The 25,161-nt window shown below is 74.9% G+C and carries 26 protein-coding genes; 9 read left to right on the forward strand and 17 right to left on the reverse strand.

Going from position 1 to position 25,161, the window contains the following annotated elements:
- Positions 1 to 284: 284 nt before the first annotated feature.
- The 4 genes from I4I81_RS30655 to I4I81_RS30670 are packed head-to-tail and all read left to right on the forward strand — an operon-like array spanning position 285 to position 5,478.
- Positions 285 to 1,211, forward strand: a complete 927-nt coding sequence (locus I4I81_RS30655) for an NAD(P)/FAD-dependent oxidoreductase (RefSeq protein WP_218605774.1) — start codon at positions 285 to 287, stop codon at positions 1,209 to 1,211.
- 10 nt (positions 1,212 to 1,221) lie between these two features.
- Positions 1,222 to 2,598: an FAD-binding oxidoreductase gene (locus tag I4I81_RS30660; protein WP_218605773.1), complete on the forward strand. Its 1,377-nt coding sequence runs from the start codon at positions 1,222 to 1,224 to the stop codon at positions 2,596 to 2,598.
- On the forward strand, positions 2,595 to 4,004 hold the full coding sequence (locus I4I81_RS30665) for an AMP-binding protein (protein ID WP_218605772.1): 1,410 nt from the start codon (positions 2,595 to 2,597) through the stop codon (positions 4,002 to 4,004). The genes I4I81_RS30660 and I4I81_RS30665 overlap by 4 nt, the downstream gene beginning before the upstream one ends.
- Before the next feature lie 19 nt (positions 4,005 to 4,023).
- Positions 4,024 to 5,478 carry a CYTH and CHAD domain-containing protein gene (locus tag I4I81_RS30670; RefSeq protein ID WP_218616500.1) on the forward strand — a complete coding sequence of 485 codons (1,455 nt, stop codon included), beginning with the start codon at positions 4,024 to 4,026 and terminating at the stop codon, positions 5,476 to 5,478.
- Here the strand turns inward: I4I81_RS30670 and I4I81_RS30675 are convergent.
- Positions 5,452 to 5,937: a hypothetical protein gene (locus I4I81_RS30675; protein WP_218616501.1), complete on the reverse strand. Its 486-nt coding sequence runs from the start codon at positions 5,935 to 5,937 to the stop codon at positions 5,452 to 5,454. The genes I4I81_RS30670 and I4I81_RS30675 overlap by 27 nt on opposite strands.
- 29 nt (positions 5,938 to 5,966) lie before the next feature.
- Between I4I81_RS30675 and I4I81_RS30680 the strand changes: the two genes are divergently transcribed.
- The gene (locus I4I81_RS30680; RefSeq protein WP_218605705.1) at positions 5,967 to 6,989 is read left to right on the forward strand and encodes a PHP domain-containing protein; all 1,023 of its coding nucleotides are present in this window, start codon (positions 5,967 to 5,969) and stop codon (positions 6,987 to 6,989) included.
- Between the two features lie 100 nt (positions 6,990 to 7,089).
- Here I4I81_RS30680 and I4I81_RS30685 read toward each other — a convergent pair whose 3' ends face one another.
- The 6 genes from I4I81_RS30685 to I4I81_RS30710 form a co-directional block, all read right to left on the reverse strand.
- Complete coding sequence (locus I4I81_RS30685) at positions 7,090 to 7,467, reverse strand: cupin domain-containing protein (RefSeq protein ID WP_218605704.1); 378 nt, start codon at positions 7,465 to 7,467, stop codon at positions 7,090 to 7,092.
- A gap of 170 nt (positions 7,468 to 7,637) precedes the next feature.
- The gene (locus I4I81_RS30690; RefSeq protein WP_226363651.1) at positions 7,638 to 8,579 is read right to left on the reverse strand and encodes a carbohydrate kinase family protein; all 942 of its coding nucleotides are present in this window, start codon (positions 8,577 to 8,579) and stop codon (positions 7,638 to 7,640) included.
- Positions 8,572 to 9,000, reverse strand: coding sequence for an SRPBCC family protein (locus I4I81_RS30695; RefSeq protein ID WP_218605703.1), 429 nt, complete (start codon positions 8,998 to 9,000; stop codon positions 8,572 to 8,574). The genes I4I81_RS30690 and I4I81_RS30695 overlap by 8 nt, the downstream gene beginning before the upstream one ends.
- A gap of 396 nt (positions 9,001 to 9,396) precedes the next feature.
- Entirely contained in the window at positions 9,397 to 10,320 is a 924-nt protein-coding gene (locus I4I81_RS30700; RefSeq protein ID WP_218616502.1) for a PPE domain-containing protein, read from the reverse strand.
- Positions 10,317 to 10,619 (reverse strand): hypothetical protein, encoded by a 303-nt coding sequence (locus I4I81_RS30705; RefSeq protein ID WP_218601138.1) that lies wholly within the window; start codon positions 10,617 to 10,619, stop codon positions 10,317 to 10,319. Before I4I81_RS30705 ends, I4I81_RS30700 begins: the two co-directional genes overlap by 4 nt.
- Positions 10,616 to 10,960: a YbaB/EbfC family nucleoid-associated protein gene (locus tag I4I81_RS30710; RefSeq protein WP_218601139.1), complete on the reverse strand. Its 345-nt coding sequence runs from the start codon at positions 10,958 to 10,960 to the stop codon at positions 10,616 to 10,618. Before I4I81_RS30710 ends, I4I81_RS30705 begins: the two co-directional genes overlap by 4 nt.
- Before the next feature lie 78 nt (positions 10,961 to 11,038).
- On the opposite strand from I4I81_RS30710, the gene I4I81_RS30715 reads away from it, so the two are divergent.
- Entirely contained in the window at positions 11,039 to 11,986 is a 948-nt protein-coding gene (locus tag I4I81_RS30715; RefSeq protein ID WP_226363652.1) for an asparaginase, read from the forward strand.
- A 46-nt stretch (positions 11,987 to 12,032) separates the two neighbouring features.
- Positions 12,033 to 12,575 carry an FKBP-type peptidyl-prolyl cis-trans isomerase gene (locus tag I4I81_RS30720; RefSeq protein ID WP_218601140.1) on the forward strand — a complete coding sequence of 181 codons (543 nt, stop codon included), beginning with the start codon at positions 12,033 to 12,035 and terminating at the stop codon, positions 12,573 to 12,575.
- Here the strand turns inward: I4I81_RS30720 and I4I81_RS30725 are convergent, their stop codons facing one another.
- From I4I81_RS30725 to I4I81_RS30750, 6 genes are all read right to left on the reverse strand, one after another.
- On the reverse strand, positions 12,576 to 14,774 hold the full coding sequence (locus I4I81_RS30725; RefSeq protein WP_218601141.1) for a heavy metal translocating P-type ATPase: 2,199 nt from the start codon (positions 14,772 to 14,774) through the stop codon (positions 12,576 to 12,578). It abuts the gene before it with no gap.
- Positions 14,771 to 15,676, reverse strand: a complete 906-nt coding sequence (locus I4I81_RS30730) for a DUF8832 domain-containing protein (RefSeq protein ID WP_218601142.1) — start codon at positions 15,674 to 15,676, stop codon at positions 14,771 to 14,773. The genes I4I81_RS30725 and I4I81_RS30730 overlap by 4 nt, the downstream gene beginning before the upstream one ends.
- A gap of 2 nt (positions 15,677 to 15,678) precedes the next feature.
- A complete protein-coding gene (locus I4I81_RS30735) occupies positions 15,679 to 15,885 on the reverse strand; it encodes a heavy-metal-associated domain-containing protein (RefSeq protein ID WP_218601143.1) in 207 nt (68 codons plus the stop codon).
- A gap of 14 nt (positions 15,886 to 15,899) precedes the next feature.
- Positions 15,900 to 16,181 carry a metal-sensitive transcriptional regulator gene (locus I4I81_RS30740; protein WP_218601144.1) on the reverse strand — a complete coding sequence of 94 codons (282 nt, stop codon included), beginning with the start codon at positions 16,179 to 16,181 and terminating at the stop codon, positions 15,900 to 15,902.
- Positions 16,178 to 18,169, reverse strand: a complete 1,992-nt coding sequence (locus I4I81_RS30745; protein ID WP_218601145.1) for a copper-translocating P-type ATPase — start codon at positions 18,167 to 18,169, stop codon at positions 16,178 to 16,180. The genes I4I81_RS30740 and I4I81_RS30745 overlap by 4 nt, the downstream gene beginning before the upstream one ends.
- A 246-nt stretch (positions 18,170 to 18,415) precedes the next feature.
- Positions 18,416 to 18,718 (reverse strand): hypothetical protein, encoded by a 303-nt coding sequence (locus tag I4I81_RS30750; RefSeq protein WP_218601146.1) that lies wholly within the window; start codon positions 18,716 to 18,718, stop codon positions 18,416 to 18,418.
- Positions 18,719 to 18,841: 123 nt separating this feature from the next.
- Between I4I81_RS30750 and I4I81_RS30755 the strand changes: the two genes are divergently transcribed.
- Positions 18,842 to 20,308, forward strand: a complete 1,467-nt coding sequence (locus I4I81_RS30755) for an aldehyde dehydrogenase (RefSeq protein ID WP_218601147.1) — start codon at positions 18,842 to 18,844, stop codon at positions 20,306 to 20,308.
- Positions 20,309 to 20,344: 36 nt separating this feature from the next.
- The gene (locus I4I81_RS30760; protein ID WP_218601148.1) at positions 20,345 to 20,827 is read left to right on the forward strand and encodes an SRPBCC family protein; all 483 of its coding nucleotides are present in this window, start codon (positions 20,345 to 20,347) and stop codon (positions 20,825 to 20,827) included.
- On the opposite strand, the gene I4I81_RS30765 is transcribed toward I4I81_RS30760, so the two are convergent.
- The 4 genes from I4I81_RS30765 to I4I81_RS30780 all read right to left on the reverse strand — a co-directional run bounded on the left by I4I81_RS30765 (position 20,820) and on the right by I4I81_RS30780 (position 25,113).
- Positions 20,820 to 22,481, reverse strand: a complete 1,662-nt coding sequence (locus tag I4I81_RS30765) for a GAF domain-containing sensor histidine kinase (RefSeq protein WP_218601149.1) — start codon at positions 22,479 to 22,481, stop codon at positions 20,820 to 20,822. The genes I4I81_RS30760 and I4I81_RS30765 overlap by 8 nt on opposite strands.
- Entirely contained in the window at positions 22,481 to 23,191 is a 711-nt protein-coding gene (locus I4I81_RS30770) for a response regulator transcription factor (RefSeq protein WP_218601150.1), read from the reverse strand. Before I4I81_RS30770 ends, I4I81_RS30765 begins: the two co-directional genes overlap by 1 nt.
- Positions 23,192 to 23,273: 82 nt before the next feature.
- A complete protein-coding gene (locus tag I4I81_RS30775; RefSeq protein WP_218601151.1) occupies positions 23,274 to 23,480 on the reverse strand; it encodes a hypothetical protein in 207 nt (68 codons plus the stop codon).
- Positions 23,481 to 23,658: 178 nt separating this feature from the next.
- A complete protein-coding gene (locus tag I4I81_RS30780) occupies positions 23,659 to 25,113 on the reverse strand; it encodes a flavin-containing monooxygenase (RefSeq protein WP_218601152.1) in 1,455 nt (484 codons plus the stop codon).
- Between the last annotated feature and the right edge of the window lie 48 nt (positions 25,114 to 25,161).

Genomic DNA, 25,161 nt, shown 5'->3' on the forward strand with positions numbered 1-25,161 from the left:
CCCCTGACCCCGCCCCGCGAGTCGCTGGTTCCGCGCCCGCGGGTCGGGGCGGTGCCTCGCGGGTCGGGGCGGCGCCCATCCGGGCTCGCGCACGTACCGGCGGCTCGCGCACCGCCGGACGTGCGCGAGACGCCGGTCGGTGCGCGGGCCCTGTGCCCTGCGCACCGATACGCACCAGCCGTCTCCGCCGGTGCGTGGGTGTGCGCAGTGCAAGGCCGGGCACGCGGGGCGGGGTGGCCACCGTCACCGGGCGCCGGGTCCACCCGGCGCCTAGCGTGGCCGCCATGTCGGTGATCGTCGTGGGGGCCGGGATCGCCGGGATCGCGTGTGCGCGGGAGGTGGCGGCCGCGGGGCTGCCGGTGCGGGTGCTGGAGCGCGCGCGGGTCGTCGGCGGGCGGATGTCGAGCAGGCGCCTCGCCGGACGTCCGGTGGACCTCGGCGCGGCCTACTTCACCGCGCGCGACCCGGAGTTCACCGCGGTAGTCCAGGGCTGGCAGGACGCCGGCCTGGTCCGGGAGTGGACCTCCGAACCCGCCGTGCTCGGCAACGGGAAGCGGGGCAGCGCCCCCGGACCCGTCCGCTATGCCGCACCGGGCGGGCTCCGCAGCCTGGTCGCCGACCTCGCGACGGGCCTCGACGTCCGTCTCGGGCACGAGGTCACCCGCGTCGGCCCCGGCCCGGTCGTCGACGGAGAGTCCGCCGACACCGTCGTCCTCGCCATGCCGGACCCGCAGTCCGCGCGGCTGCTGGGCACACCGTCGCCGTCCCCCGAGTGGACACCGGTGATCGCCGTCGCCGCGGGGTGGTCCCGACGCCGGTGGGACGACCTGCCGGTCGCGTTCGTCAACGACCATCCCGTGCTCACGCTCGTCGCCGACGACGGCGCCCGCCGCGGTGACGGCGCCCCGGTGCTGGTCTCCCACACCGTCGCCGACGTCGCCCGCGACCACGACACGGACCCGGACTCGGCCGTCCCGCTCGTCCTCGACGCGCTGGCCGGACTCCTCGGCGTGTCGGTCGAGCCGGAGTGGACCTACGCCCACCGCTGGCGCTACGCCTCCCCGGCGCGGGATCGGGACGAGCCCTTCCACCTCGGTGACGACGGCATCGCGTTCGCCGGCGACGGCTGGGGCACGCCGAAGGTCGAGACGGCGTGGCGCTCCGGGACGCTCCTGGGGCGGGCACTCGCGGCCCGCGCCTCGGCGGATTAGCGTCGGCGCCATGACGGTGCTCGACGACCTGCGCGCCGCACTGCCGGCGCGGCACCTGCTCACCGACCCCGACACGGTCGCCCCCTACCTGCACGACGAGGCCGAGTGGGCGCCGCACGGGGCCGCGGTGGCGGTGGCCCGCCCGGCCACGACCGCCGAGGTGGCCGCGATCGTCACCGCGTGCGCAGCGCACGGCGTCCCGGTCGTCACGCGTGGGGCGGGCACCGGGCTGTCCGGCGGCGCCAACGCCGTCGAGGGGTGCGTGGTCCTGTCCACCGAGCGGATGCGCGACATCGTCGAGATCGACCCGGCGGAGCGACTCGCCGTCGTGCAGCCGGGCGTCGTCAACGACGACCTGCGCTCGGCCGCGGCGAAGGAGGGCCTCTGGTACCCGCCGGACCCGGCGAGCGCCCCCTGGTCGACCATCGGCGGCAACGTCGCCACCAACGCGGGCGGCCTGTGCTGCGTCAAGTACGGCGTGACCCGCGACTACGTGCTCGCGCTGGAGGTCGTGCTCGCCGACGGCCAGGTCGTGCGGCTGGGTCGGCGCACCGCGAAGGGCGTCGTCGGCTACGACCTGGCGGGGCTGATGGTCGGGTCGGAGGGCACGCTCGGTGTCGTCACCGAGGTGACGGTCAAGCTGCGGCCCGCGCGGACCACCGCCCCACGCACCGTCGTCGGCTTCTTCGACACGCTCCCCGCGGCGGGCGACGCCATCTCGCGCGTCACCGCCGCCGGGCTGCAGCCGGCGATCTTCGAGCTCGTCGACCGCGTGTGCCTCAAGGCCGTCAACGACTGGAAGCGGGCCGGTCTCCCCGAGGATGCCGCCGTGCTGCTGCTCGCCCAGACCGACCTCCCGGAACCCGCAGCGGAGTACGAGGCGGCGGCGATCCACGCCGAGTTCCTGGCCGCGGGGGCGAGCGACGCGCTGGTGTCGACCGACCCGGTCGAGGCCGAGGCCCTGTTCGACGCGCGGCGCCTCGCCTACCCGGCGCTCGAGCAGCTCGGCCAGGCCATGCTGACCGAGGACGTCTGCCTGCCCCGCGGCCGGATCGCCGAGATGCTGACGAGGATCGAGGAGATCGCCGCGCGCCGCGACGTCGTGATCGCCACCGTCGCGCACGCGGGCGACGGCAACCTGCACCCGCTGATGCTCACCCCGCACGGCGACGACGCGGCCCGCATCCGTACGCAGGCCGCGTTCGACGACATCGTCGACGCCGCGCTCGACCTCGGCGGCACCGTCACCGGCGAGCACGGCGTCGGACTGCTCAAGCGCGACGGGGCCCTGCGCGAGCTCGGCCCGGCCGTCGTCGCGATGCACCGCGCCGTCAAGGCGGCCCTGGATCCGCGCGGGATCCTCAACCCGGGCAAGGTGATCGCGTGACCGTCCTCCCCACGCTCCTCGACCCGACCGACCGCCCCGCCCTGCGCGCGGGCGACGACTCGTTGACGCACTCGGAGCTGGCGTCGGTCGCCGACGCGCTGGCCGAGCGGATCCGGGCGGCCGGACCGAAGCGGATCGCGGTGCACGCGGTGCCGGGGATCCACACGGCGGTCGCGGTGGCGTCGGCGGTGCTCGCCGGGGTGCCCGCGGTGCCCGTCAACCCGAAGCTGGGGGAGCGCGAGCTGGCCCACGTCCTCGCCGACTCCGAGCCCGGTGCGGTGCTCGCGGCCCCCGGCGCCGTCCTCCCCGGCGGGCTGGCGGATCTCCCGCGGATCGACGTCGAGCTCAGCAGCACCGGTGGCGGCGCGCCCCCGCGCGACCCGGGGCCGGCCGCGCCCGCGCTCGTCGTCTACACCTCGGGGACCACCGGCCCGCCCAAGGGCGCGGTGCTCTCCCGTGGGGCCGTCGCGGCCAACCTCGACGCCCTCGCCGACGCCTGGTCCTGGACCGGCGACGACGTGCTCGTCCACGCCCTCCCGCTGTTCCACGTGCACGGGCTCGTGCTGGGGGTGCTCGGACCGCTGCGCCGCGGAGGGTCGTTGCACCACCTCCCCGCCCTCGACGCCGGCGCGCTCGCCGACGCCGTCGACGGCGGCGCCACGATGGTGTTCGGCGTGCCGACGCAGTACCACCGCCTCGCCGACCAGCTCCAGGACGACCCGGACGCCGCGAAGCGGATCGGCCGCGCCCGGCTGCTCGTCTCGGGCTCCGCGGCGCTCACCGCCGTCGACCACACCCGCCTGCGCGCCGCCACCGGCCTCGCCGTCCGCGAGCGCTACGGGCTCACCGAGTCGCTCATCCTCACCGCCGTGCGCGCCGACGAGGAGCCCGAGCCCGGCACCGTCGGCCGCCCGCTCGCCGGGACCGAGGTGCGCCTGGACCCGGTCGAGGGCGACCCGGACCTGGGCACCGTCCACGCACGCGGCCCCGGCCTGTTCGACGGGTACCTCAACCGCGGCGGCGGCACGGACCACGACGGCTGGTTCGCCACCGGCGACATCGGTCGCTGGACGGAGTCGGGGGCGCTCGCGCTCGTCGGCCGGCACTCCACCGACCTGATCAAGTCCGGCGGCTACAAGATCGGCGCGGGGGAGATCGAGAACGCGCTGCTGGAGCACCCCGGCGTCGCCGAGGCCGCGGTGTTCGGCCTGCCCGACGAGGACCTGGGGGAGCGGGTCGTCGCGGTCGTCGTCGCCGCGGGGGATGTGCCCGTCGAGCAGGAGCTGATCGACCACGTCGCCGCCCAGCTCGCCCCGCACAAGCGCCCGCGGGAGGTGCGGTTCGTCGACGTGCTGCCGCGTAACGACATGGGCAAGGTGCTCAAGTCCCGTTTACGGGAGGGCTGAGACCGGGCACTCCGGTTCAATGCCGAAGACGACCGCAGCCCCGCCCACGCCCCTGCACTTCCGAGGCGCCGCCGAGGCCGGATCGCCCCGGCTGGCCGGCCTGCCGGGGGTGCACCGTGAGGAGCCGTCGCCGGTGGTGGTGCTCGAGGTCGAGCGCTACGACACCGACGACCTGCGCCTGTCCGTGGCCGGGATCACGTTGTCCCTGCACCGGGGAGACGGGCCTGCGCAGTGGAACCTGGACCTCCCCGACGGCGACCACGACGAGCGTCTGCGCGTGCCCGTCGCGGCCGACGCGCCGGAACCCGCCCCGGTGCCCGCGCAGATCGACGAGCTGATCCGCGGCGCCGCCCGCGACCGCGCGGTGCGCCCCGTCGGCCGCGCCCGCACGACCCGCGCGGTGACGCGCCTGCTCTCGCAGGACGACACCGTCGTCGCCGAGGTCGTGCACGACCATGTCTCGGTGGCCACGCTGGGCCGCTCCACCGACGTCCGCACCTGGACCGAGGCAGCGCTCGACCTGCGGGCCGGGGCCCCGGACGGCCTGGCAGGCCGCCTCGCCGAGTCCGGCCTGACCCCCGCCCCTCCCGGCGTCGAGGCCGAGCTGGACCGCCTGCTCCGCCCCGCCCGCCCGCGTCGGGCCCGGGTCGGGAAGAAGGGGTCCGCCGGTGCCGTGCTGATGACCTACGTCGCCGCGCAGGCCGACCGCATCGCCGCCGAGGACCTGCGCGTGCGCCGCGACGAGCCCGACGCGGTGCACCAGCTGCGGGTCGCCGCGCGCCGGATGCGCAGCGCGTTGCAGGCCTACCGGCCACTGCTCGACGCCGAGCGCACCGAGCCCGTCGTCGACGCGCTGCGCGGGTTCGGCCAGGCCCTCGCCCCCGCCCGCGACGCCGAGGTGCTCCGCGAGCGGGTGCTCGCCGGACTCGCCGCGCTGCCGCCCGAGCTGCGGTTGGGTCACGCCGAGGCGTTCGCGACCCGGCACTTCGCCCGCATCGAGGCCGAGGCACGTGCGGCCGTCCTCACCGAACTCGACGGCGAGCGCTACGCCGCCCTGCGCAGCGCGCTCGACGCCCTGCTGGAGGAGCCGCCGCTGACGAAGGCGGCGCGGGGGAAGTCGGGGCTGAAGGCCGGGGTCGCGCGGGCGACGAAGCGGCTGACCCGGGCCGTCGACGTCGCGGTGCAGTCCGGCCCGGAGCAGACCGAGGCCGTGCACGCGGCACGCAAGGCGGGCAAGCGGTTGCGCTACGCCACCGAGGTCGCGGGCACGAAGGACAAGGGACTCAAGCACCTGCAGAAGGCGCTGGGGGAGCACCAGGACGCCGTCGTCGCGAGCGCGACACTGCGCGAGCTGGGCGCCGCGGCCCACGCGAGCGGGGAGAACGGGTTCAGCTTCGGCGTACTGCTGGGCCGTGACGTCGAGCGGGCCGCGCGGATCGAGCACGACCTACCGCGGCTCTGGGCCCGCCGCTGAGTCCTCGCGCAGCTGGATCGCCAGGTGCACCAGGGGTGGGGCGACCGCGGCGGGCAGGCCGACGGACAGCGCGACGTCGAGCTCGGCCCACGTGCGGTCGCCCACCCCGCGCAGCAGGACCACGAACCAGTCGGGCGACTCCCGGCGCAGCGCGTCGACGACCCGTGGTTCGTCGGTGGCCACCACCGGGAGCTGCCCGGCCTCGCGGGCCGCGGTCAGGCGCACGTGGTCGAGGACGAACCGGGTGCGGCCGCGCCGGTACTCGACGAGCACCTGCGCCCAGGACCGCAGGTCCTCGAGGTGGCCGGTGGTGACGCGCTCGCTGTCGGCGCCCTCGCCCGGCCCGTCGGTCAACGCCGGACAGCGCGCGTAGCGCCTGGCCAGGGTCGTGAGCCCGAACGCCGCGGTGCGCAGGTCGGCCGCGACGGATCCGACGAGGAGGACTCCACGGGCTTCCACGACGTCCACCGTAGGGCAGGATCGGGCCGGTGAGCGACGACCGCGACCCCGTGGCCGACCTGCGCCGGGTGGCCTTCCTGCTGGAACGTGCGCACGAGTCCACCTACCGCGTCCGTGCGTTCCGTACCGCCGCCGCCGTGCTGGCGAGGAAGGAGCGCGGGGAGCTGACGCGGCTCGCACTGTCCGGCGAGCTGGTGCGGCTCAAGGGGGTCGGGGAGGTGACGGCGCGGTGCGTCGTCGAGTCGCTGACCGGTGAGGAGCCGGTGTACCTGCGCCGCCTCGAGGCGACGGAGGGCACACCGCTCGACGCGGCTGCGCTGGCCCTGAAGGACGCGCTGCGCGGCGACTGCCACAGCCACACCGACGCCTCCGACGGTGGCTCACCGCTGCGCGAGATGGTGGAGACGGCGCGGGCGCTCGGGCACTCCTACCTCGTCGTCACCGACCACTCGCCGCGCCTGACCGTGGCCAACGGGCTCTCGCCGGAGCGGTTGCGGGCGCAGCTGGAGCAGATCGCTGAGCTCAACGCCGAACTGACGGACTTCCGCGTCCTCACCGGCATCGAGGTCGACATCCTCGACGACGGCGCGCTCGACCAGGACCCGGACCTGCTCGACCAGCTCGACGTCGTCGTCGCCAGCGTGCACTCCAAGCTGCGGATGCCGCGGGCGGAGATGACCGAGCGGATGCTGACGGCTGTCGCGAACCCGCACGTCGACGTGCTGGGGCACTGCACCGGACGGATGGTCATGGGCAAGCGGAAGCGTCCGGAGTCGGAGTTCGACGCCGACCGGGTCTTCGCGGCCTGCGCGGAGTACGGCGTGGCGGTGGAGGTCAACTCCCGGCCCGAGCGGCTCGACCCGCCGAAGCGCCTGCTGCGCCTCGCCGTCGAGGCGGGCTGCGAGTTCACGATCGACACCGACGCCCACGCCCCCGGCCAGCTCGACTGGCTCGGCAACGGCTGTGAGCGCGCGGTCGCCTGCGCGGTGCCGCCCGACCGCGTCCTCAACACCTGGCCCGTCGAGAGGCTCCTGGACCGCACCCGCGCCTGATCGGCCGACTCACCGGCCCGAGGGCACCCTCGCAGGGCGCGCCGGCGAACTCGGGCGAACCTCACCCGGCGAGTGTGCCGCTCCCGCTCGGGGATCGGGGTCAGGCCAGTTCGAAGTCGGCGAAGTCGAAGCCGGGGGAGACCACGCAGCTGAGCAGGGCCGGGGCCGGGCCGAGGAGTCGGGCCGACTGCCAGGCGTCGGCGGGCACCGTCAGCTGCGGGGTGCCCGCGTCGAGCACCGACGCCCTCCCGTCGACCGTCAGCTCCACCGCCGAGCCCGAGTGCCACAGCCACAGCTCGGCCGAGGAGACGCGGTGCCGGGCCGACACCGCGTCGAGGAGGTAGAGGATCGCCGTGGCACTCGGGCGCGTCCCCCGCGGCGTGTCGACGCACACCGGGGAGGTCCAGGTGCGCCGGTACCAACCCCCCTCGGGGTGGGGTACGAGGCCGTGAGCTGCAGCTTCCGGGGGAGCGGACACCCCGCGATTCTGACGCAACGCGACGCGCCGACCCGATGGAGGGCCACCCGGACCGGTGCCTGAGGTGGCGCCGGGGACCCTGCGCGGTCGATGATCGTGTCGGCCTTACGGCGGGCCCGTGGGTGGGGCGGCGGCGAAAAGATCTGGGGCGTCGCCGCCCCACCCACGTTTCAGGCCAGTTCGGCCGCGGTGGGCGGGTCGGCCCCGCGCCGCGAGCAGGTGATCGCCGCAGCCCGGGCGGCGAGGTCGAGCAATGCGTCGAGGACGGCCGCGTCCAGGGCCCTCAGCTCGGCCCGGCGCGCAGCCCCGAGCAGGTCCCGGCCGTGCAGCCCGGCGAGCAGGGCCGCGGAGAACGTGTCTCCCGCGCCGACGGTGTCGACGACCGTCACCGGCACGCCCGGTCGCCGCGTCCGCAGTCCGGTGGCGGTACCGGCGAGCACGCCGTCGCCGCCCAGGGTGATCGCGACGACCGCGGGCCCGCGCGTGACCCAGTCCTCCAGCGCGGCCTCGGGGGTGAGGCCGAGCCACTCCAGGTCCTCCGAGCTGACCTTGACGACGTCGGCCACGGCGAGCAGCGCGTGCACCCCCTCCAGCACGCCGGCCGGGTCCCCCATCAGCAGCGGGCGGCAGTTCGGGTCGTAGCTGACGGTCGCGGTGGCCATGGCCCGCTCCAGCAGCGCGCGCAGCGGGCCGTCGCCGGGGGCGGTGGTGAGCGCGAGCGAGCCGGAGTGCACGGCGACGACCGGGCCGTCCAGCGCCCCGGCCAGCTCGGCGTCGGTCCACTGCCAGTCGGCGGTGGCGTCGACGCGGAAGTCGTAGCTGGGGACGCCGTCGTCGTCGACGGTCACCAGCGCCATCGACGTCTGCTCGGTGGCGGCGACCGTGTGGTCGAGCGACACCCCGTTGTCGGCGAGGTGCGCGCGCATCCGGCGCCCGAGGGGGTCGTCGGCGAGGCGCGCGAGCATCCGCACCGGGACGCCGAGCCGGGCCAGCCCGACCGCGACGTTCGCCGGGCTCCCGCCGGGCGCGATCTCCAGGTAGCCGCCGACGGGGGCCGGGACGAGGTCGACGAGCGCCTCACCGGCGACCGCGACGATGCCCGTCTCAGCCACGTACGGCGCCGTCGAGGTTCGCCAGCACACCCTCGTGGATCCGGCGCAGGCCCTTCGGCGCGAACGTCCGCTCGAAGAAGCCGCCGATCCCGCCCGCGCCCTTCCAGGTGGTGACGACGCGGACGGTGCTGCGGTGCGTTCCCTCGGACGTGACCGTCCACGTCGTGACCATCGAGGAGTTCGCGTCGCGCTCGACGATCGTGGCGTTGTCGGGCTTCTCGACGGCGACGAGCTGGTCGCGCACCCGCTTCTCGGTGGCGGCGAGCTTCCAGTGCACCCGCCCGTCGGGCTCGGTCCGGTACTCCGAGTAGTGCTCGGTGAGGATCGTCGGACGGACCTTCTCGTAGTCGCCGAGTGCCGTGCTGACCGTCTCCGCGGGGGCGTCGATCGTGCGCTCGGCCGTAGCCGTCACCTGTGCCATGGCGGCCATCCTGCCGCACGCCCGGCACCGGTCGCGCGACGCCGGCGGGATGACCGAGGTGCTGTCGGCGGTCGACCGCGGCGACACCGCCCGGTCCACGCCGACCTGGTGCTGGGGGTGTCCGCCGACCTCGCCCCGATCGAGTGGTGAGAGCGGGCGGCCCGGCCACCGCGGTTGCACCCGTCCCGATCGCGAGGAGACGGGCGGCCGACGACGAGCCCCGCCCGCACAACCGCCCGCTCCGCGCGGAGCAAGGATCGGCCCGGGCCGACCGTCGAGGACCCGCGAGAGACATCGGTACACAACTCGTGGCTCCAGCTGCCCCCGTACCCCGCCCGCCCACCGCCGCTGCGACGGCGGGCCTTCGCTCGCCGCCGCTGCCGGGCGGGACCGCGATCAGCCGGGGGAGGGTGCGTCCCAGCCCTGACGGTCCTGTGCGGCGTTGGTGAGCTGCTTGCCCGTCTCGATCACCTCCGCGGCCCGGACCGTGCCGGCACCGCTCAGGATCCCCTCGCCCGTCGTGTCGAGGAGGGGGGCGGCGGCGCGGACCTGCGCCACGGTGTCGCGCATCGCCGAGACCAGCTGGTGGGCGGTGCGGCCGGAGGCGTCGAGGGCGTCGAGCAGGCGGGAGATCTGCTGGACGAACGAGCGCGCCAGTCGCTCCGCCCGCACGATCGCCTGCACCGCCGCGGCGGCGAGCGATCCACCGGCGGTGAGGAAGGCGAGCACGCCCGACCAGAGCAGCAGCTGCAGGAGGAGCCACACGAACTCCGCGATCTGGTCGCGGATCCAGGAGCGAATCGCCGCGACCCCGGCGCCGGACACCAGGATCACCGACGACAGGCGCTCGGCCATCGCGGCGACGTCGTCGAGGCGGGTGGCGTAGTCGGTGACCGCGGCGCGGTAGGCGTCGGCCGCGGCCCCCTCCCAGTCCGGGGAGCCGCCGGCGAGCTCTCCTCGGTACCCGGCGGCCACCGAGGAGAGCTGCGCGCCGACGTTGCGCCAGGTCTGCGCCTGGGCCTTGATCTGGGTCGGGTCACCGGCGAGGGCGTCGAGCGGCTCGTGCAGCCACCAGACGTGCTCGATCAACCAGCCGATGGCGGAGGTGGCGAGGGCGTCGAGCGGGTTCATCACCGCGTCCAGTCCGTCGAGCGCGGCACCGGCGGTGGTGAACCCGATCTGCAGGAGGTCGGGGTCGTCGCGCGCCCACGCGGCGTTCATGTCGGCGACGCTCGATGTGGCGCCCGCGCCCTCCCAGTTGTCGAGCGGCTGGGCGTCCTCGTTCTCCGCCTCGACGATCAGCGGGTTCGGCGCGGTCATCGCGGCGGCCGGAACAGCTCGGCGGTGACCCGCTCGGCGTGCTCGTAGGCGTCGCGCGTGGCGCGCAGGCCGACGACGAAGCCCTCCGACTCGTCGGCGAGCCCGCGGACCGCGTGCGCCCCGATGCCCGCCGCCACCCCGACGGCGAGGGCGAACACCTGCCCGAGCAGCCCGTAGGAGAGCGGGTCGAGCGGGCGTCCGGCGTCGCCTGCCCGGCGCATCGGCTCCGCGACCGACCCCTCGACGAAGCCGATGTGCGCCCCGATGTCGCCGAGCCGGAACCCGAAGTCGGCGTTCACGACCCCGACCCCTGGTACGAGCGGATCACCTGCATCGCCTCGCTGTCGCCACCGAGCAGCGGGGCGACGGCCTCGGTCACCCGACGGTCGGCCTCGGCCTGTGCCCGGGCCGCGGTCTCGACGACGAGCGCGGCCAACTGGACCCGGGAGAGTGCCTCGCTGCGCTCGGAGAACACGATGCGCCGCACCGCGCCCCCGGGGGCGACGGTGACCGACACCGCCCCGTCGGGGCTCGCGGCCGTGCCGTCGACGCCGGCGAGCGCGGCCTGCGCGCGGTCGGCACGGGCCTTGAGGTCCGTGAGCCGGTGCTGGTAGCTGTCGAGCCACTGTCGTCCGTCCATGCCCGCGGACGGTACGGACGGAGGGCCGCACTCCGTGGGCGTTCGGTGAAACCCGTCGCGCTCACGTAGCGTCGATGCGTGATCGACGATCGGGCACAGGCCCTGGCCCACGTGGTGCGGGGCGGGACGGTGGAGTCGGTGCACCGCGGGCACCTCGTCGCGCTCGACGGCGGCGGCTCGACGGTCCTGCACCGCGGCGACCCGGGCGTCACGATCTTCGCGCGGTCCGCGCTCAAGCCCGTGCAGGCCGTCGCGATGCTGCGCGCCGGACTCGACATCGACGACGAGCTGCTCGCGCTCGCCTGCTCCAGCCACTCCGGAGAGCCGCTGCACGTCGACGGGGTCCGCCGGATCCTCGCCGCCGCGGGCCGCACCGAGGACGACCTGGCCAACACTCCCGCCTACCCGCTCGGCGAGGACGTCGGCGCCACCTGGCGGGCCGACAGGTTCGGCCCGTCGTCACTGGTGCAGAACTGTTCGGGCAAGCACGCCGCGATGATCGCCACGTGCGTGGCGGCCGGCTGGCCCGTCGAGGGCTACCGCGACCCGGCGCACCCGCTCCAGAAGGCGGTCCGGGAGACCGTGGAGGAACTCACCGGCGACACCGCCGAGCACGTCACGGTCGACGGCTGCGGCGCGCCGCTCTACTCCTGCACCCTCACCGGCCTCGCGCACGCCTTCGCGTGGCTCGTCCTGGCCGAGCCCGGCACGCCCGAGCAGCGGGTGGCTGCGGCCATGTCGGCGCATCCCGAATGGGTCGGCGGCATCGGCCGCGACGTCACCGGGTTCATGGCCGACGTGCCCGGTCTCGTCGCCAAGGACGGGGCGGAGGGGGTGTGGGCGGCCGCCCTGCCCGACGGCGGCGCGGTCGCGGTGAAGGTGCTCGACGGGGCGATGCGGCCGCTGCCGGTCGTCGTCGCCGAGGCGCTGCGCGCACTGGGCGCCGACATCCCCGACGACCTGGGCCGACGTCCGGTGCTGGGTGGCGGGGAACCGGTGGGGGAGATCCGAGCGGTCCTGCGCTGACGGGCCCGCGCGCGGTGACGGGCACGCTGCGTGATCTCCTGGTCGCATGAGACGGCTCCTGCTCCCCGCACTCCTCGTCCTGACCCTCGCCGGCTGCGGCGGCGCCGAGACCGCCGCCCCCGCCGCGTCCCCGTCGACCGCCGCGTCGTCCGCCTCCGCGACCGCCGCCGCCCCGGCCGGCCCCGAGGGCGGCGTTCCCGGTCTGTCCGGTGACCCCACCGACCTGACGGCCCCCACCCAGGCCGGGGCCGGCTCGGGCGCGCCGCCGACCGAGCTGCTCCTCGAGGACGTCGTCGTCGGGGAGGGCGCCGCGGCGACCCAGGCCGACACGGTGAACGTCCGTTACACCGGCACGCTGTGGTCGGACGGCTCGACCTTCGACAGCTCGTGGTCGCGCGGCGACGCCCCCATCGAGTTCCCGCTGGACCAGGTCGTCCCCGGCTTCTCGCAGGGCATCGAGGGCATGGCGCCGGGCGGGCGCCGCGTCATCGTGATGCCGCCGGACCTGGCCTACGGCGACAACCCGCCCCCCGGCCTGCCCGCCGGTGCCACGCTGGTCTTCGTCGTGGACCTCGTCGGCATCAGCTGATCACCGCGCGGGCCGGAACCCCCGCAGCCGCAGGCTGTTGGCCACCACGAACGCCGAGCTGAACGCCATGGCTGCCCCGGCGATCATGGGGTTGAGCAGTCCGGAGGCGGCCAGCGGCAGGGCGGCGACGTTGTAGGCGAAGGCCCAGAACAGGTTGCCCTTGATGGTGCCGAGCGTGCGGCGCGAGAGCCGGATCGCGTCGCCGACGGCCCGCAGGTCGCCGCGGACCAGCGTCAGGTCGCTCGCCTCGATCGCCACGTCGGTGCCGGTGCCCATCGCGAGCCCGAGGTCGGCCTGGGCGAGTGCGGCGGCGTCGTTGACGCCGTCGCCGACCATCGCCACGACCTTCCCCTCGTCCTGCAGCCGCTTCACGACGTCGAGCTTGTCGGCGGGCAGCACCTCGGCGATCACGTCGTCGATACCCACCTGCGCGGCGACGGCGCGGGCGGCGCGGGCGTTGTCGCCGGTGAGCAGGACAGGGTGCAGGCCGAGGCCCCGGAGCTGCGCGACGGCCTCGCGCGACGTCGGCTTCACCGTGTCGGCGACGACGAGCACGGCGCGCGCCACCCCGTCCCAGGCGACGACGATCGCGGTGCGCCCGGACTCCTCGGCCGCCTCCCGCGCCGCGACCAGCGGCCCGGGCAGGTCGACGTCGACCAGTGCCGCCCGCCCCACGACGACCTCGTGGCCCTCGACGGTGCCGCGCACCCCGAGGCCCTCGACGTTCGCGAATCCGGTGACCTCCGGCAGGTCCCCGACGCGCTCCCGCGCCCCGGCCACGACGGCCGCCGCGATCGGGTGCTCCGACGCCGCCTCGACCGCCCCGGCGAACCGCAGCGCGTCCTCGTCGCCGGTGACGGAGACCAGCGACATCCGCCCCTCGGTGACGGTGCCGGTCTTGTCCAGCACGACGGTGTCGACGCGACGGGTGGACTCCAGCACCTCCGGTCCCTTGATCAGGATGCCGAGCTGGGCGCCGCGCCCGGTGCCGACGAGCAGCGCGGTGGGCGTGGCCAGCCCGAGCGCGCACGGGCACGCGACGATCAGCACCGCGACCGCCGCGGTGAACGCGGTCGCGGCCCCCGCGCCGGTGCCGAGCCAGAACCCGAGGGTGGCCGCGGCGAGGGCGATGACGACGGGCACGAACACCCCGGACACGCGGTCGGCCAGGCGCTGCACCGCGGCCTTGCCGCTCTGCGCGTCCTCGACGAGCTTCGCCATCCGGGCGAGCTGGGTGTCGGCGCCGACCCGGGTGGCCCGCACGACCAGGCGCCCGCCGGAGTTGACGCACGATCCGACCACGGCGTCACCGGGCCCGACCTCCACCGGCACCGGCTCCCCGGTCAGCAGCGAGACGTCGACGGCGGAGCTGCCGTCCTCCACCACTCCGTCGGTGGCGACCTTCTCCCCGGGGCGCACGACGAACCGGTCGCCCACGCGCAGCGACTCGACCGGCACGCGGGTCTCCGACCCGTCGCGCAGCACGGCGACGTCCTTCGCCCCCAGCTCCAGCAGCGCGCGCAGCGCCGCCCCCGCCTGCCTCTTGGACCGCGACTCGAACCACCGTCCGGCCAGCAGGAACGTCGTGACGCCCGCCGCGACCTCGAGGTAGATGTTGGCCGCGCCGTCGCTCGGCGAGATCGTCAGCTCGAAGGGGTGCACCATCCCGGGGGTGCCCGCGGTGCCCCACAGCAGGGCGTAGAGCGACCACGCGAACGCGGCCAGCACGCCCATCGACACCAGCGTGTCCATCGTGGCCGCGCCGTGGCGCAGGTTGGTCCAGGCCGCGCGGTGGAACGGCGCCGCCGCCCAGACGACGACCGGCCCGGCGAGCGCGAGCACGATCCACTGCCAGTACGTGAACTGCCACGCCGGCACCATCGACAGCGCGATCACCGGCACCGACAGCGCGATCGAGACGAGCAGCCGCTCGCGCAGCGGGTCGGCCACCTCCTCGACGGGAGCGGGCTCCGCGGCCGGCAGGACCGCGGTGTACCCGGCCGCCTCCACCTGCGCGACGAGCACCGCAGGATCGACGCCGGCGGGCGCCTGCACCCTGGCCTTCTCGGTGGCGTAGTTGACGCTGGCGCTCACGCCGTCGAGCTTGTTGAGCTTGCGCTCCACCCGGTTGGCGCAGGACGCGCACGTCATCCCGCCGATCACCAGCTCGATCTCGGTGACGGGGAGCGTGGCGGTCATCGGGGTCCCTCCTCGTGCGAATGCGGTTCACTCTCGGCCACGGGTCCGGTGGCCGGGCCGGTGGGCACCGTGAACTCCGCGGTGCGGACGACCCCGCCGTGGGAGAAGTCCAGGAACAGCCGGTACGTGCCGTCGCTCGGCACCTCGGCGACGAACCCGATCTCCGGCCCCGCGGGCCCGTCCGACGGGTGCACGTGCAGGTAGGCCAGGTCACCGCCGCGCAGCGCGACGAGGTGGCCGTACGCGCCGAGATAGGGATCGAGATCGGTGACGGGCACGCCGTCGCGTGCGACCGTGAGCGTGACGGGGGAGGCCCGCCCCGGCACCAGGTCGCCGTCGAGGGTGACGGAGTAGCCGCCGACCTGCGCGGTGCGGGTCGGGACGTGCTCGACGGGGACGAACTCTCCGGGCACGGACACGTCGACGCCCAGCGTCACGGGGGCGCCGCCGGTGGGGACGAAGTCGGCGAATGCGCGGTAGCTTCCGCCGTCGCGCAGCTCCAGCGGCACGGTCCAGGTCCCGTCCGGCGCCATCTCCGGGTGCACGTGCCGGAACCCGGAGCCGTCGCGGCGCACGAGGATCAGGTGCATCCGCTTCTCGTGCTCCACGTCGAACGCGGTGACGGGGGCCCCGTCGGAGCCGGTGATCGTGAACGCGAACGGGCCGCCGGTGTGGGTCGTCGCGGTGGGTCGCAGAGTGTAGCCCCGTTCGGTGACGGCCAGGCCCGGGGGTGGTTCTGTCGCTTCCGCGACGGTGCCACTGTGAGCGTCCCCGTGGGCCGCGGTGCCGGGAGCGGCGACCGCGGAACCCAGGGGACCGACAGCGGTTCCGGTCGCCCATGCCCCGGCCGTGACCAGGACGAGCGCCGCACCGTAGGCGGTCAGCTTGGTGGTGGTGCGCATGGTCAGGCGGCCACCGCGTACCCGGCCTCGGCGACGGCGGCGCGTACGGCGCCGTCGTCGAGCGGGGCGGCGCTGCGGACGGTGACGGCCCCGGTGGGCAGGTCGACCGCGACGGCCGTGACGCCGTCGATCTCGGTGATCTCCTCGGTGACCGACGCGACGCAGTGCTCGCAGGTCATGCCGGTGACGGTCCAGGTGTGCTCGGTCATGTCGTTTCCTTCCTCTACGAACGGACGAGGCGCGCGATGGCCGCGCTGGCCTCGGCGACCTTGTCGTCGGCCGCCTGCCCTCCCTGGGCGACGGCCTCGGAGACGCAGTGGCGCAGGTGCTCGTCGAGCAGGCCGAGTGCCACTGCCTCCAGCGCCTTCGTGGCGGCGGAGACCTGCGTGAGGACGTCGATGCAGTACTTGTCGTCCTCGATCATCTTGGCGATCCCGCGTACCTGGCCCTCGATGCGCTTCATGCGCTTGAGGTAGGCGTCCTTGTCCTGGGCGTATCCGTTCACGACTCCACCATACTCTGCGGGGGTACCGTACGCAGGTCCACCCGGCGCAGCAGCTGTGCGTTCAGTGCCACGACGACCGTCGACAGGCTCATCGCGACGGCCCCGGCCGCGGGCGGCAGCACGAACCCGGCCCCGGCCAGCACCCCGGCGGCCAGCGGTACCGACAGCACGTTGTACCCGGTGGCCCAGAGGAGGTTCTGCACCATCTTGCGGTACCCCGCCCGGGAGAGCCGCCGCACGGCGAGCACCGCGCGCGGGTCGTCGGTGGCCAGCACGACCCCGGCGGACTCCATCGCCACGTCCGTGCCGGCCCCGATCGCGATGCCGACGTCCGCGCGGGCCAGCGCGGGAGCGTCGTTGACGCCGTCGCCGACCATCGCCACCCGGAGCCCGCGTGCCTGCAGCCGGGCCACGGCGGCGTCCTTGTCGGCGGGCAGCACCTCCGCGACGACCTCGTCGACGCCCAGTTCGGCACCGACGGCCTCCGCGACGTCCCGCGCGTCCCCGGTGATCATGACGACGCGGACTCCCGCCGCGTGCAGCCCGTCGACGGCCTCGCGCGACTCCGGACGGACCGCGTCGGCGAGCGCGATCGCGCCGACCACCACCCCGTCGCGGACGACGTGCAGCACGGTCGCGCCGCTGCGGGTGTCCAGCGGGTCGAGGGCCAGTTCGCGCAGCAGGGCCGGGCCGCCGACGGCGACCTCGTGCCCGTCGACCACCGCCTGCACGCCGCGGCCGGTCAGCGACCGGAAGCCGCGGGCGGCGGGGACGGTCGGCGCCGCGGCGACGATCGCGCGGGCCAGTGGGTGCTCGGAGTCCGACTCGGCCGCCGCGGCCAGTGCGAGCACCTCGTCGCGGGTGCGTCCCGGGGCCGGGGAGACGGCGACGACGGTCGGCTCGCCGCGCGTCAGGGTGCCGGTCTTGTCGAACAGCACGGCGTCGACCGAGCGCATCCGCTCGAGCGCGAGCCGGTCCTTCACGAGGATCCCCGCGCGCGCCGACATCGACGTCGAGATCGCGATGACCAGTGGGATCGCCAGACCCAGAGCGTGCGGGCAGGCGATGACCAGCACGGTGACGGTGCGTTCGACCGCGGCGTCGAGGTCGCCCAAGGCGGTCCACACGGCGAAGGTCAGTGCCCCGGACGCGGCCGCGAACCAGAACAGCACGGCGGCGGCCCGGTCGGCGAGGGCCTGTGCGCGGGATCGGGACGCCTGCGCGTCGGCGACCAGGCGCCGGATTCCGGCGAGCGCGGTGTCCTCGCCGACGGCGGAGACCCGGACGCGGATCGCGGAGTCGGTGGCGACCGTACCGGCGACCACGCGGTCGCCCGCCCCGCGCAGTGCGGGGCGCGACTCGCCGGTGACCGTCGACTCGTCCACCTCCGCGGCCCCCTCGGTGACGGTCCCGTCGGCGGGGACGCGGCCGCCGGAACGGACGAGCACCACGTCGCCGACGACGAGGCCGGCCAGCGGGACCGCCGTCACCGTGCCGTCGGCGGACACCCGCTCCGCGGAGTCGGGGAGCAGGTCGGCCAGGGCGTCCAGGGCGCCGGAGGCCTGTCCGAGCGCCCGCATCTCCAGCCAGTGCCCGAGCAGCATGATGACGACCAGCAGCGCGAGCTCCCACCAGAAGTCGAGCATCAGGTCGCCGAGTCCGAGCGTCGTCGCGGTGCTGGCGACCGCGGCGACGGTGATCGCCAGTGCGACCAGCGTCATCATCCCGGGCCGTCGCGCCCGTACCTCGCCGACGGCGCCGGTGAGGAAGGGCCATCCGCCGTAGAGGTAGAGGGCCAGGCCGAGCGTCGGCGGGATCCCGGTGGCCCAGCCCGGCACCGTGTAGCCGAGCAGGTCGGCGAGCATCGGGCTGGCCACGACGACGGGCACCGCGAGCACCAGGCTGATCCAGAACCGGTCGCGGAACCGGGCGGCGTGGTCGTGGTGGTCGTGCGCGTGCGGAGCGGCCACGGCGTGGTCGATGGTCATCGGTACCTCCTCAGGTATACCCCATGGGGGTATGGCGACGATAGCAGGGAAGGCGGTACCCCCACCAGGTATTCCCGTCGCTGCGCGGGAAGGGTCGGCCGCGCGGACGCCGCGGACCGGTCCGACCGCCGGCGGGCGCGCCCGCCGAGGGGATCGTCGCCATCCGGGAGGCGGAGATCGCCGAGACGGACGGTCTGCTCGCCGGCTGAGCGGGCGGGGCGGCCTGCTGAGGCCGCCCCGCCCCGGTCAGCAGCCCTCGCCCTGCCGCACGACGCCGAGGTCGACCATCGAGCCCGCCGTGATCTCGCTGTCCGGGTCGGGGGTCTGGGTGCACACGAGCCAGTCGACGTCGACGACCTGGGTGCGGTTCGCCCCGCTGAGGTCGTGCGTCGTGACCGGGACCTCGAACCCGGTCAGCTCCTGCACGGCGTCCTGGGCGGCCTGCAGGTTCTGGCCGACCACGCCGGGCATCCGCCACGCGGGGCCGACCGAGCAGCCGGCGATGCCGGCCACCACGAGCAGGGCGGTGAGGACGCGGCGTCGGGTCACGCCCTGTATGTCGGTGGACCGGCCCCCGTGTTACCGCCGGGTACACATGCGTCGGGCTCTCCCGCCTCGTAACCTCCCCGGCGAGTACCCCCTGGTGGGTGCGCGGCGCGCGAGGAGGACGGCATGACCGAGGTGTTCCGGATGCTGATCGGGGGCCGGGCCGTCGACGCGGCGTCCGGCCGCACGTTCGAGTCGGAGAACCCGTACACGGGGGAACCCTGGGCGCAGGTGCCCGACGGCGGGCCCGAGGACGTCGACGCCGCGGTGGCCGCGGCCCGCGCCGCTCTCGACGGCGAGTGGGGTTCCCTGACCGGCTTCGCGCGCGCCGCGCTGATGCGCCGCCTCGGCGACCTGATCGGGGAGAACGCGGAGCGCCTGGCCCGCCTCGAGGTCAACGACTCCGGCAAGCTCTACCGCGAGATGATCGGCCAGCTCACGGGCCTGGGTTCCTGGTACCACTACTACGCGGGCCTCGCGGCCACGCTCGAGGGCCGCCAGATCCCGGCGCCGAACCCGAACTTCCTCGTCTACACCCGCCGCGAGCCGGTCGGGGTCGTCGCGGCGATCACGCCGTGGAACTCCCCGCTGCTGCTCACGACCTGGAAGCTCGCGCCTGGGCTCGCCGCGGGCTGCACGTTCGTCGTCAAGCCCTCGGAGCACTCGCCCGCGTCCACGCTGGGATTCGCCGAGCTGTTCGCCGAGGCCGGGTTCCCGGCGGGCGTCGTCAACGTCGTCACCGGGCTGTCACGGGAGACCGGTGCGGCACTGGCCGGGCACCCGGGCGTCGACAAGGTGGCGTTCACCGGCTCCACGGCCACCGGTCGGGCCGTCGCGCACGCCGCGGCCGACAACCTCAACGCCGTCACCCTGGAGCTGGGCGGGAAGTCGCCGCAGATCGTCTTCCCCGACGCCGATCTCGCGGCCGCTGCCAACGGCCTGATCGCGGGCGTGTTCGCGGCCACCGGGCAGACCTGCATGGCCGGTTCGCGGCTGATCGTGCACGAGTCGGTGCACGACGAGCTGATCCGGCTGGTCGCCGAGCGCGCCGCCACGATCCGGCTCGGCGACCCGAACGACCCGGAGACCGAGATGGGTCCGGTCGCGAACGGGCCGCAGTACGAGAAGGTGCTCGGTTACCTGCGCACCGCGCAGGACGAGGGTGCGACGGTGGCGTACGGCGGCGCTGCGGACGACGGCCTCGGCGGCTACTTCGTCAAGCCGACCGTGCTGTCGGTCAAGGCCTCCGACACGGTGTTCCGCGAGGAGGTGTTCGGCCCGGTCCTCTCGGCCGTCACGTTCACCGACGAGGAGGAGGCGCTCACGCTCGCCAACGACACGCCCTACGGGCTGGCGGGCGCCGTCTGGACGAAGGACGTGCACCGCGCGCACCGGGTCGCCGCGAGGCTGCGGGCCGGCACGGTGTGGGTCAACGCCTACCGCGTGGTGTCGCCGAGCGTGCCGTTCGGCGGCATGGGCCAGTCCGGCATCGGCCGCGAGAACGGGGTCGAGGCGGTGCTCGCCTACACCGAGAACAAGTCCGTCTGGGTGGAGCTGACGGGCGGCACGCGCGACCCCTTCACCCTCGGGTAGGGATTGGGGCTCGTCCGAACGGGGTACCCGCCCCACATGGACACCGACAAGAAGCTTCAGGCGAGCAAGGTCATCGCTGCCCCTGCCGACACGATCTTCGCGCTCCTGTCCGACCCGAACCAGCACTCCGCGATCGACGGTGCCGGTGCGATCCAGAGTGTGGAGGGAACGACCCCGCCCATCTCGGGCATCGGCCAGGTCTTCACGATGAACATGCAGGCCGACGACCTGGGCGAGTACCGGATGGTCAACTCCGTCACCGCCTACGTCCCCGGTGCGCGCGTCGGCTGGGCCCCGAAGGTCGACCCGACGTGCGAGCTGGCGGGCAAGCTCGGCGACATGGAGGCCAGCGGCCACACGTTCACCTACGACCTGCGCGAGGTCGACGGGGGCACCGAGGTCACCTCGGTCTACGACTGGACCGGCGTCAAGGACCCGCAGTTCGAGAAGATGTTCCCGCGGGTCTCGCAGGAGCAGCTCGCCGGCACGCTCGACCGGATCGAGTCCGCCGTCAGCTGACCGGCAACCGCACCAGCACCGTCGTGCCCGACCCCGGTGCGCTGTCCACGGTGAGCTGCCCGCCCATCGCCTCGGTGAGGCCGCGGGCGAGCACCATCCCGAGGCCGGCGCCGGGCTCGGGACCGACGTCCGCCCCGAGTCGGTCGAACGGCACGAACAGCCGCTCCAGGAACTCCTCCGGGATGCCCGGTCCGGAGTCGGCGACGCGGATCGTGCCGGCCCCGGCCCGCACCCGCACCCGGCCGCCCGCGTGGTTGTAGCGCACGCCGTTGGTGACGAGGTTGATCAGCACCTGGCGCAGCCGCCGCGGGTCGGCGCGCACCGTGCCGCAGGGGGCGCACGCGTCGAGCACGACACCGCGCTCGTCGGCGAGGGGCCCCAGCAGGTCGACGACCTCGCCGACGAGCCCGGCGACGTCGACGTCGACCGGATGCAGCGGGAGCGCCCCCGCCTCGATCGCGGCGATGTCGAGCACGTCGTCGACGAGCGCGAGGATGTGCGAGGACGCCCCGCCGATGTGCCCGAGGGCCGCGGACCGGCGCGCCGGGCTGAGCTCGAGGGTGCCGAGCAGCTCGGTGAACCCGGTGATCGCCTGCAACGGCGTGCGCAGCTCGTGGCTCAGCGCCGACAGGAAGTCCGACTTCGCGCGGCTCGCCGACTCCGCCACCTCGCGGGCCAGCTCCGCGTCGCGCCGCGCCCGCCGGTCGGCCTCGGCCGCGCGCCGGGCGGTGACGTCGAGGACGTTGACGCTCAGGTAGACCGGCTCCCCGCCCGCCCCCCGCACGACCGACGCGGTGACGCCCGCCTGCACCGGCTCGCCGTCGGCCCGCAGCAGGGTGGTCTCGAACTGCACGGAGTCGAGCGCGCCACTGGTGCACAGCTCGATCGCGGTCAGCGCCGCCGGGGCGGTCGGCGGGTCGAGCACGGAACCCAGCCCGGCCGCGAGCAGCGCGTCCTCGTCGTGGCCGAGCATCTCGCGCAGGGCGCGGTTGACCCGGCCGAACCGGCCGTCGAGCCCGGTCAGCGCCATGCCGACGGCGTTGTCCTCGAACGCGCGGCGGAACCGCTCCTCGCTCTCGGTCAGTGCCCCGTAGAGCCGCGCGTGCTCGATCGCCACCGACGACAGGTGCGTGAACCGCTCGACGAGGCGCCGCTCGCGCTCCGACGGGCGGTGCGGGACGTCGTGGTAGACGGCGAACGTGCCCAGCACCCCGGTGGCCCCGCCGATCGCGCGGCCGTGGATCGGGCTCGACCAGCACGCCCGGAGTCCGTGCGGGCTGGCGAGTGCGTGGAAGCGGGTCCAGCGTGCGTCGTCGAGGATGTCCTCGGCCACCACCTCGGCGTCGAGGTGCGCCGCCGTGCCGCAGGAGCCGGACTCGGGGCCGAGTGCGATGCCGTCGACGGCCGCGGAGTACACCGGCGGGAGTGACGGCGCCGCACCGTGGCGCAGCGTCGTGCCGCTGTCGTCGAGCACCAGCACCGAGCAGCGGCTGCCCGGGATGAGCTCCTCCAGCGCCACCGTCACCGCCGTCAGCATCTCCGGGAGGGCGGCGCCGCCCGCGATCAGCTCCAGCACGGTGGTCTGGCGGTGCAGCAGGTCGAGGCTGTCGGCGTGGTCGAGCTCGGCGACGGCGTCACGGGTCAGGGCGGGCATCACGGCTCCAGCTGGTAGCCGACACCGCGCACGGTCCGCAGCCGACGCGGGTGCGCGGGGTCGGACTCGATCTTGTGCCGCAGTCGGTGGACGTGCTCGGTGACGGTGGCCTCGCCCTGCCAGCCCGGGTCGCTGCGCCACACCTGCTTCAGCAGCTGCGCGCGGCTGAACACCTGCCGCGGGTGCTGGACGAGGAAGGCGAGCAGGTCGAACTCGCGTGCCGTCAGGTCGACGGTGCGGCCGTCGGCGACGACGTCGCGGGTCGCCGGGTCGACGACGAGTCCGCCGCCGCGCGCCCCCGGGGCGGAGCGTCCCGAGCGGCGCATGACGGAGCGGACCCGGGCGGCGAGCTCGCCGGGGGAGAAGGGCTTGACCAGGTAGTCGTCGGCGCCGAGATCCAGGCCGACGATCCGGTCGGTCTCCCCGCTGCGCCCGGACAGCACGATCACCGGAAGGGACCCGTCGCCGTCGCGGACGCGGCGCAGGACGTCGAGCCCGCCGACGCCCGGCATCGAGAGGTCGAGCACCACGAGATCGGGGCGGGCGTCGGCGATCCGGGCCAGCGCCGCGGCCCCGTCCGGAGCCTCGTCGACGAGGTAGCCGTCGGCCTCGAGCTGCCAGGACACGACGGTGCGCACCCGTTCGTCGTCGTCGACGACGAGCACCCGCGCCTGTGTGCGATCGGTCACCCTCGACCCCCTCCCGGCCATCGTGCCCGTCGGGCGAGGGGGGCGGCAAGGGGGCGGCCGTTGTCGCTCCGTTGAGCGTCCGTTGCGACGGGGCCGTGATCCGTCAGCCGAGCGCGGCGGGCAGCGACCGGGCCATCAGACCGGCCACGACGAACGCGACGCCGACCACGACCGGCCCCGCCGCGACGCGTCCCGCGGGCCCGCCCGGCAACGACGCGCGACGTGGGTCGCGGGGGTCGTGCAGCACCCGTACCCGCAAGCCGAGGCGGACGGTCCACGGTAGGCTGCTGCGCGCGCAGGTGGTGCGCACGAACCGGCCGTCGTGAACTCCGGTACCGGGTGCCGGTGCCCGCCGTCGGTCTCGGAACCCACGACGGCGCCCGGCACCGACGCCGCCCGGCCGACGAACCGTGCCCGCCGCACCGCCACCACGACCCCGGCGACGACCAGTGCCGCGCCGACGGCGAGCAGGCCGCCCGGGATCGCGGTCACCGCACGGGGACCCGGGCGGGGGCGACGTCCATGTCGCGGCGCAGGCTCGCGCTGCTCATGACGAGTCGGTCGAGCAGGTAGTTCTGCCGCACGTCGAACGGCTCCCGGCCGGTGCGGCGGGGGAACCGGTCGACGGCCCGCTGCACGTAGGACGAGGTGAGGTCCAGGAACGGCAGGCGCGGGGCGTCGGCGTCGGGCACCCGGGGCGTCGCCGACGCCAGACCGTGCTCGCGCAGGTGGCGCACGAGCCGGGCGACGAATCGCGACGACAGGTCGGCGCGCAGCGTCCACGAGGCGTTGGTGTACCCGAAGCAGAACGCGAAGTTCGGCACCCCGCCGAGCATCAGCCCGCGGTAGGCGACGCTGCTGCCCACGTCGACCGGGTCCCCGTCGACCACCAGGTCCATCCCGCCCAGCGCCACCAGTGACAGGCCGGTCGCCGAGACCACGATGTCGGCGTCGAGCACCCGCCCCGACTCCAGCCGGATCCCCTCCGGCACGAACCGGTCGATCCGCTCGGTCACGACCGAGGCGTCGCCCGCCGCGACGGAGCGGAAGAAGTCGCCGCCGGGCACGACGCACAGGCGCTGGTCCCACGGTTCGTAGGTGGGGGTGAAGTGCTCGTCGACGTACGCCGGGTCGTCGATGAAGCGCAGCGCGCCCGCCCGCAGCAGCTTCTTCGCGGTCTGCGGGCGGCGCCGGCACAGCTGGTAGAACGCCGAGGTCAGCAGCACGTTCTTGGTGCGCACGATCGAGTGGGCGAGCCCCGCGGGCAGGTACGTCCGCAGGGTGTTCGCGATGCCGTCGGTGCGCGCGAGCGCCGTCAGGTACGACGGCGAGCGCTGCAGCATCGTCACGTGCCCGGCCTTCCCGGCCATCGCGGGGACGAGGGTGACGGCCGTGGCGCCGCTGCCGATGACGACGACCCGCTGCCCGGCGTGGTCGAGGTCGGCGGGCCAGAACTGGGGGTGCACGAACCGGCCCGCGAAGTCGTCGAGGCCGGCGAAGTCGGGCTGGTACCCCTTCCCGTAGTCGTAGTAGCCGGTGCAGGCGTAGAGGAACGTGCACGTCCACACGTCGCCGCCGTCGGTGCGGACCGTCCACCGCGCGTCGTCGGAGGACCACTGCGCTCCGAGCACCCGCGTACCGAACCGGATGTGCTCGGTGATCCGTGCCTCGGTGGCGGTGTCGCGGATGTACTCCCGGATCTTCTCGCCGCCGGCCATCGACTCCCGCCCCCGCCACGGCCGGAACGGGTAGCTCAGGGTGAACATGTCGGAGTCCGACCGGACGCCCGGGTAGCGGAACAGGTCCCAGGTGCCCCCGATGGCGTCGCGCGACTCCAGGATCGCGTAGCTCGTGCCGGGGGCGTCGTGCTGCAGCCGCCACGCGGCCCCGATCCCGGACAGGCCGGCCCCGACGATGAGCACGTCGACGTGATCACTGGTCATGGCCCCGATTGTGGACCGGTCCTGCCACGACCGCTCCCGCCGGTCCAG

Origin of the sequence: Pseudonocardia abyssalis, assembly GCF_019263705.2 — a bacterium.
GTDB classification, from domain to species: domain Bacteria; phylum Actinomycetota; class Actinomycetes; order Mycobacteriales; family Pseudonocardiaceae; genus Pseudonocardia; species Pseudonocardia abyssalis.